This is a genomic window from Paludisphaera rhizosphaerae (assembly GCF_011065895.1).
GTDB classification, from domain to species: Bacteria; Planctomycetota; Planctomycetia; order Isosphaerales; family Isosphaeraceae; genus Paludisphaera; species Paludisphaera rhizosphaerae.
In genome coordinates this window covers 23,918-37,669 of sequence record NZ_JAALCR010000002.1, presented here as the reverse complement: position 1 = coordinate 37,669, position 13,752 = coordinate 23,918, and the positions used below count along the sequence as shown (strand labels likewise).

Genomic DNA, 13,752 nt, shown 5'->3' with positions numbered 1-13,752 from the left:
TCACGGCCGCCCGATGAGGGATGACCGGAGCCTCTTGTAGATCATCCCCGTCGGCCAGATTCCGATGCAGACCGCCAGGCAGGAAAGCCCGAGCCAGTCGCCCCACATCGAGTAGAGGCTGGTCCGGGGATCGAGCGGGGCGCGGACCTGGAGAACGCCCTCGGTGTCGCGAGAGAGCACCTGAAGGATTCGGCCGTCGCCGTCGATGAGGGCCGACAATCCGGTGTTCACCGCGCGGGCGAGCGGAACACGGTTTTCGATGCATCGGAAGACGCTCACGGCCAGGTGCATGTCCAGCTCGGCGGATCCTCGAAACCAGCCGTCGTTGGACATATCGATCAGCACGTCGGGCTGCCGGCCGTCGGGGGTTTCATTGAAGAAGCGCCGGATGAGGTGGGGGACGGTGTCCTCGAAGCAGATCCCGACCGCGACCTTGTAAGGCCCCAGGTCGAGCGAATTGGCCTCGCGGCCGAAGGTGAGCGTCGGCAGATAGCCGTCGCGGTAGGGAGTGAAGACGGTCAGCCAGGGAAGAAGGTCGATCAGGGGGATGTACTCGCCGAACGGCACGAGCTGGATCTTGCGATAAACCTGCACCGCGGGCGACCCCGGCGTGAGAAGCACCGCCGCGTTGTATTTGCGAAGTCCCTCGGGCCGGTGCTCGTAGCGAAGGCCGCCGATCATCATCGGGATCTTCAGCGCGTCCGTGAAGCCGTGAAGGTATTTGCCGGACTCCCGCTCATTCTCGCGCCATTGATCGGGGGTCAGCCCGTCCGAAATCTGTCGCATATGGCCCGCGAAAACGTCCGACGGCGTGGCCGGATCGATCGAGATGGTCCCCCAGGGATAGGAGGTCTCAGGCCAGACGATCAGATCGGGCTTCGGGTCGTAACCGGCCGCTTTAATGACGAGGGACTCAACCTTGTTCAGGATCCCCTGCCAGTCGGCCCCGGACTTGTAATGCTGCTCGAAGTTCGTCTGGATCATCGCCAGCCGGGGACCGTCGAGGAACTCCGGCCGCGAGAGTCGATAAGCCCCGTAGATGAGCGTCCCGAGAATCCCCAGGCCGACGATCGCCAGTCGCAGCCGTTGCTTCGGCCTCAGCCGCGAGCGTCCTTCCGAGCGATAGAACAGAGGAAGCCTCAGGAGATCCACGAGCAGGGCGTTCACGGTCGCGATCAGGAAACTGACGCCGAGCGCCCCGGTGATGTCGGCGATCTGGATCACGGGGATCGCTTGATACTGGCTATGCGCCAAGTAGTACCAGGGGAAGCCGGAGAGAATGTAGATGCGGGAATGTTCCAGCCCGACCCAGAAAATCGGCGCGGCGACGAGCAGAGGGATTTTCAGGCCGAAGACGGCGTAACGCGTCAACCCGAGGAAAGCCGGCCACCAGACCGAGAGGATGGCCGCCATCACCACCCAGGCCGTCCAGGCGGAGGGATCGGTCAGACGGATCCATTGCAGGCTGGCCCCCCAGAAGACCAGACCGCCCGCCCACGCCCCAAGGTAAACCCGCCAGCGGGCTCCGGGTTCGACGGCCAGCCGAAACAGCGGGACCAGGGCGACCCAGGCCAGCGCCGAGAACTCCATCGGCGGGAAGGCGGCCCAGAGAGCCAGGCCGGAGATGATCCCGGCTGCGATCGGATGCCGCGAAACTCGTTCGCTCAGACTGAGGCGGCCGTCGGATTCGCGGCTCTCGGTGACGGCGGTCCCGGGTTCCATCTGTGCGTCCTTCCGGTCGGTTCACGTGCGGAGTGGAAGACGCACCTTACCTCAATGGAAGAAAACCGACAATTTCACCCGGGGCTATCGAGGTCTCAGAATCGGGAAGAACCAGAAAGCCGTCGGCGCCGACGATCGTCGCCATGTCGGCCGAGCCCCCCCATTCCAGGCGTTCGGCGGTGGGAATACTCGGCGCGTGATGCTGACCGACGAGCCTGGCCGGGACATAGGTTTCCAGATCGCTCCGATGATCGATCGCCCCGGCCGACCGCACGGGAATGATTCCGGGCCCTCGCGCGGGCCTTCCGTGAAGAACGTTGAGGACGGGAGCGACGAAAACCAGGAAGTTCACCAACCCGCTCATCGGGTTGCCCGGCAGACCGAAGACCAGGGCCGGCGGTCGCTCCTGGCGAGCAGGCCCCACGCCGAACCACAGAGGCTTCCCCGGCTTGATTCTGACCTTGTGGAAGACCTCTCGGACGCCGAGTTCCTGCAAGACACCCGGAACCAGGTCCTTACGTCCGGCCGAGACTCCGCCGATGACCAGCACGACGTCGGATTCGAGGGCCTTCCGCAAACCTTCGCGAAGCGCCTCAAGGTCGTCCGGCAGAATCGGCGAGACCTCGACGCGCGCGTCCTTCTGAGCCAGGAGGGCGGAGAGCATCACCGAGTTCGAGTTGCGGATCTGGTTCGGACCGGGCGCCTCGCGAAAATCGACCAGTTCGTCGCCCGTGGGAACGACGGCGACCCGGGCCTGGTCGATGACCCGGACTCTCGCCGCTCCGGCCGCCGCCAGCAGGCCCATGCGCGGAGGCGTAAGTTCGACCCCGCCGGCCAGAAGTCGATCGCCGGCGCGGTAGACCCGACCGCGAGGAAGGCGATTCATCCCGGGCTGAATAGGTTGCTTGTGGATCTCGACGCTGGCGTTGTCGAAGGTCGTCCGCTCGTGCATCACCACGACGTCGGCGTTGGAGGGGAGGGGGGCGCCCGTCGTGATCGCCGCAGCCTCGCCGTGAGCTAGGGGACGCGTCGGCGACTGACCAGCCAGGATCGTCTCGCCCAGGGTCAGCCGACAGGGAAGAACCCGTAAATCATCGCTGCGAACGGCGAAGCCGTCGACGAGCGCCTTGTCGAAGGGCGGTTGGTCGGCGTCGGCCCAGACGTCGTCGGCGAGCCAACGGCCGAGGCAGTCTTCCAGTGGTCGTTCCACCACCGGCAAAGGCGAAGCAGCCTCCAGCACGCGGGCGAGGGCCTCAGAGACTTTCAACATGGCGACGCCTCGCCGCGAGCGGCTCCAGGCCGGCTCAGGGCTTCATCTCCAGAAAGTTGCGCAGAAGCTTGATCCCTTCGAGCGTCAGGAAACTCTCGGGATGATATTGAACCCCTTCCATGGGGTACGTCTTGTGACGAACTCCCATGATCTCCCCCTCTTCCGTCTGAGCGACGACTTCCAACTCGTCGGGAAGCGTCCCCGGTTGGATCACCAGGCTGTGGTAGCGCGTGGCCTGGAAGGGGTTCGAGAGGCCCCGGTAAAGGCCCTTGCCGTCATGGTGGATCATGGAGGTCTTACCATGCATGATCCGATCCGCGCGGACGACCTTGGCCCCAAACGTGTGGCCCATGCACTGATGACCGAGGCAGACGCCCAGGACCGGGATCCGAGGAGCGAACGCCCGGATCATGTCGTTCGAGACGCCGGCCTCGCGAGGGGTGCACGGGCCGGGAGAGATAATCAGATGGGAAGGAGCCTTGGCCTCGACGTCTTCCACCGTGATCTGGTCGTTGCGAACCACTTCCAGGTCGACTCCCGGGTCGATCTCTCCCAGGCGCTGGACGAGGTTGTAGGTGAAGGAGTCGTAATTGTCGATCAGCAAGATCATGGAACGTAACCTTCCGCGGCGCAAACCCTCTCGGTCGCAGGCGACGAGATGATCGTAGCGATCGCAAGGGGAGCCGGGAAGAGAACCCACTCGGATTCCCATCCGCGCCGCTCTTCGCGTGATAGAGTCGCGTTGGCCTCTCGCCCGGAGGCGGGGGTTTGCGCGCAGACAGGGAATCCGACAAGGAGGTTCGAGGATGACCGCCGCGATCATCACGTTGGGGTTGGCGCTCGCCGTCGGCGGCGTGGGGCAGAGCGTCGCCTGCGAGGGCTGCGCCTACCAGCAAGGCCATCATCATCACGGCGTCGTCGGCCACGGACACGGCGGCGGCCACCGGTCGGCCGGCTGGGTCCTCCCCGACGGCCCCGGCGACGGCTGGGGGTTCCCGAACGGCGACCCCAACAACGCCGGATGGTATTCCCCGGGAGTCTACCTTCCGCTCGGTGCCAACCGGACGGCCGACTACTACTTCCCGCGTTATTTCACCGTTCCCCCGGAACAGATGTTCCCTGGAACGTACTATAATCCGTACGTCGACCGCGGCCAGCGCTACCTTCCCTTTGCTGGGGCCGGGGGAGACCATCCTGCCGGCGGCGTGCCGCTCGACTCGGCTATTACGCCTGTTCAGCCTTACACGTCGATGGACGGCTCCCGACCGACGACCACGGTCCCGACGTTGCGCGGCCGGGTCGACGCTCCGCCCCTGCCGGCCTCGGGTGGAACCGGTCTGACTCCCTGAGTCGACGGCATGAGCCGCCCCGCCCGCGCCGGCGCAACCGGAAGCGGGGCGGCTTTCCAACCCCTTGTGGACGCTTGCCAAGGGGATAGGCTGTTTTATAGGATCGAGCGGTCTGGGAGGGCGTGGGGCCCGCGTCGCCTCGGGTTCGTCTTCGTGAATCGGCGCGAACCTTTTCCCTTCCGGACGCGTAGCACCCCCAAGCGATCACGCGCCGGGGCGCCGAGGTCGGCGATGCGTCAGCCGCAAAGGCCGGCGTCGTCGCCGTTTCGGGCGGAGGGACGATCATAGCCGCCGCTCGTTCTTCGCGCGCGAGCACGTCCGCCGCACTGGGACTTTCGCCCTCATCCGTCGAGTATTTTTGAAAATCGTCCCATACCCGGCCTCGGACCGGCCGACCCCCCAGAGGCGTCGGCCCGCCCCTCCCGAGTTCCACTTCAGTTGAGGCTCCTTCTTCCATGAGTTCCGAAGTCATCATCGAGACGCGGAATCTGACCAAGGTTTATCGCGACTTCTGGGGACGCCCCAAGGTCCAGGCCCTCAAGGCCCTCGACCTCCAGGTTCAGCGCGGGGAGATCTTCGGACTCCTGGGCCCTAACGGCTCAGGGAAGACCACGACGATCAAGCTGCTTCTCGGCCTCCTCTTTCCCACCGAGGGCGAGGCCCGCATCTTCAACGAGCCCACCTCCAACGTCTCCAAGAACGAGCGGATCGGGTATCTCCCCGAAGAGACGTACCTTTACAAGTTCCTGAACGCTGAAGAGACCCTTCAGTTCTACGGCCGGCTGTTCAAGATGCCGGCCTCGGAGCGGAACAAGCGAGTCGGCCAGCTCATCGACATGGTCGGCCTCAGCGCGGCCAAGCACCGCCAGCTTCGCGAATATTCCAAGGGCATGCAGCGCCGCATCGGTCTGGCCCAGGCGCTGATCAACAACCCGGAACTGATCCTTCTCGACGAACCGACCTCGGGCCTGGACCCGATCGGCACCGCCGAGATCAAGGAGTTGATCCGCGACCTTCGTGAACAGGGCAAGACGGTCGTCCTCTCGGGCCACTTGCTGGCCGACATGCAGGACATCTGCGACCGGATCGCCATCCTTCACCGCGGCGAACTGAAGGAGTTGGGGAAGGTCACCGACCTCCTCACGGTGCAGGACGTCACCCAGATCCGCGCCCGCAACCTGCCTGACGCGGCGATCAACGAGATCCGCGACGTCATCGCCCGACACGGCGCAGAGCAGATCACCGTCGACCACCCGACGACGACGCTGGAGGAGCTGTTCCTGCGAATCGTCCGCGAGAGCGAGCTGCACCCGGGCCGCCGCAAGGTGGCGACCGCCGCTCCTCAGGAACCGGCCGAGACGACCGCCAAGTCCTCGTGACCTCGTCGTCCCCAGTCGTCGCGTCCAGGCCGCCGACCGGTCTGGACGCGCGTCGGGCCGTCTCCTTCGTGAACACATGAACTCCTGATCCTTCCATATCCGTCATCGCAGAGCCCGGCGACGAAACCGGGCCCCGGGCGTCGACCGTCCGGCACCGAGGAGTCATCCCACCGATGCCCGCGTTTCTGAGTTGGCCCTTGCTCTGGGCCCAGGCGGCGACAGACGCAGCCGCCTCCGCACCGTTGCCGACGCCGCCGGCGATCGCCCCCGCGCTGCGCAACGCCCTGATCTGGTTCTTCCTCGCCGGCGACACCACGATCAGCATCCCCGGCATCCTCGGCGGCCTCCTCACGTGGGCCAAGGCCATGGGGCTGATCGCCCTGATCGGCTGGCTGGGATACTGGATCGTCACGGCCTTCAAGGACCGTCAGGTCGGCGACGGCAAGTGGTTCGACTACCTCGGCCTGATCGGGGTGATCCTGGTCCCGCTGACGGTCTTCGTGCAGGTCATGCAGGACCAGAAGTGGATCAAGGCCGTCGCCGTCGGCCCGGTGACGCTGACATGGGCCCTGGGCATGGCGGCGATCATCTTCATGGCCGCCTGGGTGTTCACCGCCGTCTGGAAGGCGATCGGTCGAGTCGGCAAAACGATCGACTACTTCGTGCTGGTCGGGATCTTCCTGGCGGCGTTCGTGGGAATGACCGTCGGTCTCGCCTGGAACCACTACGGCCTGTTCCAGCAAATCCTGGGCTTCCCGGTGACGACCTGGCAGGACGGGTTCGCCTACGGCGTCCGTCTCGGCGTGACCTACATGGGTTTCGTCGTCCTGCTGCGAGTCCTGGCGCTGTTGCTGGGTGAATTCGCCGCCATCCGCGCCCGCCGGCTCTACTCGATCGGCCGCGTGACCCTGTACGAAGCCAACCGCAAGATGTGGGCCCCGTGGGTCGTGGTGATCGTCTTCGGCATGGTCCTGGCGTTCACCCACTGGTTCCTCCAGCCGCCGCGAGCCGCTGAGATGGGCCGGCTGTACGTCGGCACGCTGACGCTGCTGTGCTCGCTGCTGCTGACGGCGATGGTGACGATCCTCACCCCCATCAGCCTCCCCACCGACATCCAGCAGCAGACGATCTACACGGTCGTCACCAAGCCGGTTCGACGGCTGGAAATCATCTGGGGCCGGATGCTGGGCTACATGGCGCTCGTGACCGTCCTGGTCGCGATCTTCGGCGGGGTGAGCCTCGCCTACCTCTGGCGAACCGTGCAGGGCCAGATCACTCGCACCGCCGCCCTGGCTGAGAAGGCTCAGTCCGAGGGCCGCGAACGCGACGCCAACCAGTACTTCGAGCAGGCCGAACAGCTCGCGTCCCGCATGGCGGCCCGCGTGCCGGTGAGAGGCTCTCTCTCCTTCCTGGACTCGAAGGGCAACCCCCACGCGATGGGGATCGACGTCGGCCAGGAACAGTCGATGAAGGAGCCCCGCAGCCACATCGAAGGGGCGACGCCCGCCACGGCGATCTGGCGCTACGGAGTCGTCCCCGACCCGTTCTCGCCGCCGACCCGGCCGGTCCTCCTCGATCGTCGGATCGACGTCGATTCCTTCCTGCCGTCCGGCAAGATCGAAGGCCTCGAAAATCGGATGCTCGAGCTGCAAGCTCAGATCGCCGCAGCCGAACGTGACAAGGGCCAGGCCGGCGCCGATCCGGCCGCCGTCACTCGTCTCGACTCCGCCATCGCCCGCCACAAGGCCGACTACGATCGCGCCAAGGCGGAATTCGAGTCGCTCTCCACGAAGGCCGACGAACTCGAAGCCGCCGGCAAGCCCGACGAGGCCAAGGAGCTTCACGCCGAACCGGTCACGTTGGAGATGACCTTCAACATCTACCGAACGACCAAGGGCGAGGTCGGTAAGCCGGTGTTCGCGGAGATCGACGTGACCAACGAAGCGACCGGCGCCAAGTTCGCCGACGTCTTCCCGGTCAAGGAATACTACACCAACCGCCGGACCATCCCGGCCCAGTTGCTCGTCGGTTCGCTCGGCTCGCTCAAGATCGAGATCCGCTGCATCAGCCCGACTCAGTACCTGGGTATGGCGGAGAGCGACCTCTACCTGCTCTCCAGCAAGGGGAACTTCGGCCTCAACTACATGAAGGGCCTGTTCGGGATCTGGCTCCAGGCGATGGTGCTCACCGCCATCGGCGTCTTCGCGGGGACCTTCCTGAGCTGGCCCGTGGCGCTGCTGACGACGATCGCCTTCTTCATCGCCGGCCAGCTCGCCTTCGGGTTCCTCATCGACTTCACCCGCCAGGCCGTCCTGGGCGGCGGTCCGTTCGAGTCGCTGATCCGTCTGGTCACCCACGACAATCAGATGACCGAACTGGCCCCGACGGCCGGCGTCGTGGTCGCCAAGACGCTCGACTCGCTGGTGATGCCCGTCATGTCGATGCTGGTCTACGTCGTCCCGAACTTCCAGGTCCTGGACGTGACCAACATGGTCGCCGACGGCTTCGCCGTCGACTGGCGGACGATGCTGGCCAACACACTCCTGGCCCTCGCTTACGCCTTGCCGTTCTCCATCGCCGGATACTTCATCCTTAAGAATCGCGAGGTGGCCGCATGAGGCCGAACAATCAGACCAAGAAGATGATCTACGGGTTGATCATCGTCGCCCTCCTGGGCACGCTGGTCCCCGCGACCAAGCAGCTCAACCAGATCAAGGTGGAGAAAGACCTGGGCGAGGCCGCCATCGGCCAGATCGACAGCGGCAGCTTCATGATGAAGCTGTTCCTGCTCGGTGGTTTCCGCGGGATCGTCGCCAACTACCTGTGGATTCAGGCCGAAGACTACAAGAAGAACCACGACTGGGACCGCTTGAAGGCCACGGTCGACCTGATCACCAAGCTTCAGCCCCACTTCCTCTCGATCTGGACGTTCCAGGGCTGGAACCTCGCCTACAACGTCTCCGTGGAGTGGGACGCTCCTGAAGACAAGTACGAGTGGATCAAGCAGGGGATCAAGTTCGTTCAGGAAGGGGTGCGCAACAATCAGCGATCTCCCGACCTGATCTGGGACACGGCCTGGTTCTACTACCACAAGCTGGGCTTCTCCGACGAGTCGATCATCCTCCGCCGCCTCTTCCGCGACGACGAGGACGAGGGCTTCAAGACCTACCGCGACCCCGAGTCCGGCCAGGAACTGGTCGGGAACGACAACTTCAAGCTCGGCTACGGCTGGTTCAGCCGCGCCGTGAAGCTCGTCGACGAGGGCGGCGCGCGACTTTCCGGCGGCACGGCCGAAAACGTCCAGTACATCGACCCGACCCCTCAGCGCAAGGGACGCGCCGACGACATCGCCTTCCGGTCGATGCCCTCCCACGCCCAGACGCACTATGCGGCCGGGCTTGAGAAGATGAGCGTCGCGGGCATCGAAGCCACGTTCGGCGAGGTCGCGCGGAGCGAATGGGCCAAGGCCCTGAAGGAGTGGGTCCAGTTCGGCTCGCACGTCTTCCAGTCGCACAACGTCATCGAGCGCAACGGCGTATACGAGCACGACGACGTCCGCCTCGACGACGCCACGCTGCCGGATCGCTACGCCCAGTTGAACGAGAACGCCAAGTACTGGACCGATCGCTGGGCGAGCCAGATGAACTACCGGTACTGGAAGGAGCGTTCCCAGGCTGAGATGACGCAGGAGGGCGTGACCGCCCGCCAGCTCTTCTACGAGGGAACCAAGGCCTACAAGACGGGCGACTTCCAGCTTGCCGCCTCCAAGTTCAAGGACGGCCTGACGATCTGGAACGACAACCTCAAGGGCTTCCCGATCTATCGCAACGACGACCTGAACAAGAAGGACACCGGCCTGGTCGTCAAGCGGTACGTTCGCGTGCTCCGTCAGCTTGGCGAGCCGGTCCCCGACACCCTGCCGTTCAAGGACCTGCTGGCCGCGGCCGAAGCCGATACGACGGTCGACCCGTTCGACGCCATCGAAATGCTGGGCGTCGCCGGCGCGACGGCGGGCGGCCCCTCGTCGACGCCTCCTCCCGCCACGGGGCGAGCTCCCGCCGCCCCCGCCTCGACCGCTCCTGCCCCCACGCCCAAGGCTGGACAGTGAGCGATCGACGCGCACCGACCTGGTTGAAACCCTGACCGATCTCCCACCCGGCTCCGGAGTCCTTCGCGGGACTCCCGGGGCCGGCGTGTTTTCCTGGGCGCCGACCGATCGGCGTCCCCGTCCGAGAAAGGCCTCGCAGATATGAGCACCGGAGAGACGATCATCCGGGTCGGCCACAGCCCCGACTCCGACGACGCCTTCATGTTCTACGCCCTGACCCACGACCGGATCGACACCGAAGGTCTCCGGTTCGTCCACCAGCTTGAAGACATCCAGACGCTCAATGGTCGGGCTCTCCGCGGCGAGCTGGAAGTCTCCGCGATCAGCATCCACGCCTTTGCCTACGTTGCCGAGAAGTACGCCCTGCTGGCCTCGGGCGCGAGCATGGGCGAGGGCTACGGCCCCAAGATCGTCACCCGCACCCCGATGACCGTCGAGGATCTCAAGGGGAAGACGATCGCCGTCCCCGGCAAGATGACCTCCGCCTTCCTGGCCCTTCAACTGGCCCTCGGCAAGGAGACGCCGGTGGTGCAGATGGCCTTCGACGCCGTGCTTCCCGCCGTGCAGTCGGGCGAGGTCGAAGCCGGCGTCATCATTCACGAAGGCCAGCTCTACTACCAGGACAAGGGCCTGCATCAGGTCCTCGACCTCGGCGTCTGGTGGAACGAAAAGACGGGCGGACTCCCGCTCCCGCTGGGCGGCAACGTCGTCCGGAAGGACCTTGGGGCTGAGATGATCGACAAGATCGCCCGGCTCCTCAAGGAGAGCATCCAGTACGCCCTGGACCATCGCCAGGAGGCCCTTGAGTACGCCCTGACCTACGCGCGAGACCTCGACCCGGCCCTCGCCGACGAGTTCGTCGGCATGTACGTGAACCAGCGGACGGTCGACTACGGTCCGGAAGGTCGCAAGGCCGTCAAACTCTTCCTGGACGAGGGAGCGGAAATGGGTTTGGTCCCGGGCCCGCTTCCCATACAATTCGTGGGATGATCCCGAGGTCGACGCCTCAGCCGGGCGACTTGTCGCGCCCGGCGGGCTTCGGATCTCTCGCCTCAGTGCCGATTGGACGCGAGGCTCCGTCCTGGATCAGACCGGAGCCTCCTGAATGCATTCGAAGGGACGGGCGATGCCCAAGTCGTACGGCGCCCTAACGCCGCTGTCGGTCGATGGTCGGACCTACCAATACTTCCGTCTCGGCGCCCTGGCCGATCACGGCCTCGACGTCTCGAAGCTGCCTTTCTCGCTAAAGGTCTTGCTGGAGAACCTCCTGCGGTTCGAGGACGGATCGACCGTGACGGCCGACGACGTTCGCGGCCTGGCGCAGTGGGATCCGAAGGCGGAGCCCGACCGCGAGATCGCCTTCCGGCCCAGCCGCGTGCTGCTTCAGGACTTCACGGGCGTCCCCGCGGTGGTCGACCTGGCCGCCATGCGCGACGCCGTCAAGGCGCTCGGCGGCGACCCCAAGAAGATCAACCCGCTCCAACCCGTTGAGCTGGTCATCGACCACTCCGTCCAGGTCGACGAGGCCGGGACGCCTCGAGCGCTGCTGGTCAACGCCGAGCTGGAGTTCGAGCGCAACCGCGAGCGCTACGCCTTCCTGCGGTGGGGCCAGAACGCCTTCGACAACTTCAAGGTCGTCCCGCCGGATACGGGGATCGTCCACCAGGTGAACCTGGAATACCTCGCCCGGGTGGTCTTCGTCGACGACAAGGCGGCCGAAGGCTCGCTCGCCTACCCCGACACCCTCGTCGGCACCGACTCGCACACGACGATGATCAACGGCCTGGGCGTCCTGGGCTGGGGCGTCGGCGGCATCGAGGCCGAGGCGGCGATGCTCGGCCAGCCGGTCTCCATGCTGGTTCCGCAGGTCGTCGGCTTCAAGCTTTCGGGCAAGCTCCCCGAAGGCGCCACGGCGACCGACCTGGTCCTCACCGTCACCCAGATGCTCCGCAAGAAGGGCGTCGTCGGCAAGTTCGTCGAGTTCTACGGCCCCGGCCTGGCCCAGTTGCCGCTGGCCGACCGTGCGACGATCGCCAACATGGCCCCCGAATACGGCGCGACCTGCGGCATCTTCCCCGTCGACGCCGAGACGCTCCGCTACCTCCGCCTCTCGAATCGGCCCGAGGCGACGATCCGCCTCGTCGAGGAATACTACAAGGCCCAGGGGATGTTCCACGACGAGAACACGCCTGAAGCCGTCTTCAGCGACACCCTGTCGCTCGACCTCTCGACCGTCGAGCCCAGCCTTGCCGGCCCGCGTCGTCCTCAGGACCGCGTCCTTCTCAAGGAATCCAAGACGGCCTTCGAGACGTCCCTCAAGGAACTCCTCGCCGCGCGTCCGTCCAAGGCCAAGCCCGCCGATCAGGCCCAGGTCGACTCGGCCTCGGATTCGGACCTCAAGCACGGCTCGGTCGTGATCGCCGCCATCACGAGCTGCACCAACACGTCGAACCCCTCGGTCATGCTGGCCGCCGGCCTCGTCGCCAAGAAGGCCGTCGAGCATGGGCTCGACGTCAAGCCGTGGGTCAAGGCGAGCCTCGCCCCCGGGTCGAAGGTCGTCACCGAGTACCTGAAGAGCGCGGGGCTGGACACGTACCTGGACCAGCTTCGGTTCAATACCGTCGGCTACGGTTGCACGACGTGCATCGGCAACTCGGGACCGCTGCCGCACGAGATCTCGGAGACGATCCAGAAGAAGGACCTCGTCGCCGTGGCCGTGCTGAGCGGCAACCGCAACTTCGAGGGCCGCATCAACGCGGACGTTCGGGCCAACTACCTGGCCTCGCCGCCGCTGGTCGTCGCCTACGCCCTGGCCGGCACGATGGACGTGGACCTGGCGTCGGAGCCGCTCGGCCACGACAAGACCGGCAAGGCCGTCTTCCTCAAGGACGTCTGGCCGACCCAGAAGGAAGTCGACGACGCCGTGCGGACCTCGGTGAAGTCCGAGCAGTTCCACAAGGAGTACAGCGAGGTCTACCAGGGCGACCCGGCCTGGCGACAGCTCCCCACTCCCGAAGGCGACTCCTTCGCCTGGGAAGATTCGTCGACCTACGTGAAGAACCCGCCGTACTTCGAGGGCATGAAGCTCCAGCCGACCCCGCCGAAGCCGATCGAAGGGGCTCGCGTGCTGGCCGTACTGGGCGACAGCATCACGACCGACCACATCTCGCCCGCCGGTTCGATCAAGGCCGACTCGCCGGCCGGCCGCTACCTGATCGGCCACGGAGTCAAGCCGGTCGACTTCAACTCCTACGGCTCGCGCCGGGGGAACCACGAGGTCATGGTCCGCGGGACGTTCGCCAACATCCGCCTGCGGAACAAGCTGGCTCCCGGCACCGAAGGCGGCTGGACGCGGCACCTCCCGGACGGCGAGGTCATGAGCATCTTCGACGCCTCGGAGAAGTACCAGGCCGAGGGGACGCCGCTGATCATCCTCGCCGGCAAGGAATACGGCTCAGGCTCCTCGCGCGACTGGGCGGCCAAGGGGCCGAAGCTGCTGGGCATCTCCGCCGTGATCGCCGAGAGCTATGAGCGAATCCACCGCTCGAACCTCGTCGGCATGGGGATCGTCCCGCTCCAGTTCGAGCCCGGCCAGAACGCCGAATCGCTGGGCCTGAACGGCGAGGAGGTCTACCGGATCGAGGGGGCCGACGGCAAGCTCGCCGATCGCGTCGCCACCGCCAGGACCGTGACCGTCGCCGCCGAGAAGGCCGACGGAACCGTCGTCCGCTTCCCGGCCCGCGTCCGAATCGACACGCCCCAGGAAGTCCACTACTACGAGAACGGCGGGATCCTTCAATACGTCCTCCGTCAGCTCCTGACGGGCACGTCCGAAGCCTGACGACCAGCCTTCACGAACAGACAACCCACAACGCCCCCGCCCGCGCGGGGGCGTTTCTTTTTCGAATTGGGGGATTGGATCCT

General features: G+C 65.7%; 9 protein-coding genes. 6 read left to right on the top strand and 3 right to left on the bottom strand.

What is annotated here, in order from left to right; all coding sequences use genetic code 11:
- The 3 genes from lnt to G5C50_RS02730 are packed head-to-tail and all read right to left on the bottom strand — an operon-like array spanning window position 1 to window position 3,602.
- Entirely contained in the window at window positions 1-1,722 is a 1,722-nt protein-coding gene (gene lnt, locus G5C50_RS02740) for an apolipoprotein N-acyltransferase (protein ID WP_165064586.1), read from the bottom strand.
- Between the two features lie 46 nt (window positions 1,723-1,768).
- A complete protein-coding gene (locus G5C50_RS02735) occupies window positions 1,769-2,992 on the bottom strand; it encodes a molybdopterin molybdotransferase MoeA (RefSeq protein WP_165064583.1) in 1,224 nt (407 codons plus the stop codon).
- A gap of 34 nt (window positions 2,993-3,026) precedes the next feature.
- Window positions 3,027-3,602, bottom strand: a complete 576-nt coding sequence (locus G5C50_RS02730; RefSeq protein WP_165064580.1) for an anthranilate synthase component II — start codon at window positions 3,600-3,602, stop codon at window positions 3,027-3,029.
- A 196-nt stretch (window positions 3,603-3,798) separates the two neighbouring features.
- Between G5C50_RS02730 and G5C50_RS02725 the strand changes: the two genes are divergently transcribed.
- The 6 genes from G5C50_RS02725 (at window position 3,799) to acnA (ending at window position 13,669) form a co-directional block, all read left to right on the top strand.
- Window positions 3,799-4,341 (top strand): hypothetical protein, encoded by a 543-nt coding sequence (locus G5C50_RS02725; RefSeq protein ID WP_165064577.1) that lies wholly within the window; start codon window positions 3,799-3,801, stop codon window positions 4,339-4,341.
- A gap of 455 nt (window positions 4,342-4,796) precedes the next feature.
- A complete protein-coding gene (locus G5C50_RS02720; RefSeq protein WP_165064573.1) occupies window positions 4,797-5,720 on the top strand; it encodes an ABC transporter ATP-binding protein in 924 nt (307 codons plus the stop codon).
- Window positions 5,721-5,893: 173 nt separating this feature from the next.
- A complete protein-coding gene (locus G5C50_RS02715; protein ID WP_165064570.1) occupies window positions 5,894-8,338 on the top strand; it encodes a hypothetical protein in 2,445 nt (814 codons plus the stop codon).
- On the top strand, window positions 8,335-9,828 hold the full coding sequence (locus G5C50_RS02710; RefSeq protein WP_165064567.1) for a hypothetical protein: 1,494 nt from the start codon (window positions 8,335-8,337) through the stop codon (window positions 9,826-9,828). The genes G5C50_RS02715 and G5C50_RS02710 overlap by 4 nt, the downstream gene beginning before the upstream one ends.
- A gap of 141 nt (window positions 9,829-9,969) precedes the next feature.
- A complete protein-coding gene (locus G5C50_RS02705) occupies window positions 9,970-10,818 on the top strand; it encodes a menaquinone biosynthesis family protein (RefSeq protein WP_165064564.1) in 849 nt (282 codons plus the stop codon).
- 136 nt (window positions 10,819-10,954) lie between these two features.
- Window positions 10,955-13,669 carry an aconitate hydratase AcnA gene (gene acnA / locus G5C50_RS02700; RefSeq protein ID WP_165065661.1) on the top strand — a complete coding sequence of 905 codons (2,715 nt, stop codon included), beginning with the start codon at window positions 10,955-10,957 and terminating at the stop codon, window positions 13,667-13,669.
- The last annotated feature ends 83 nt before the right edge of the window (window positions 13,670-13,752 follow it).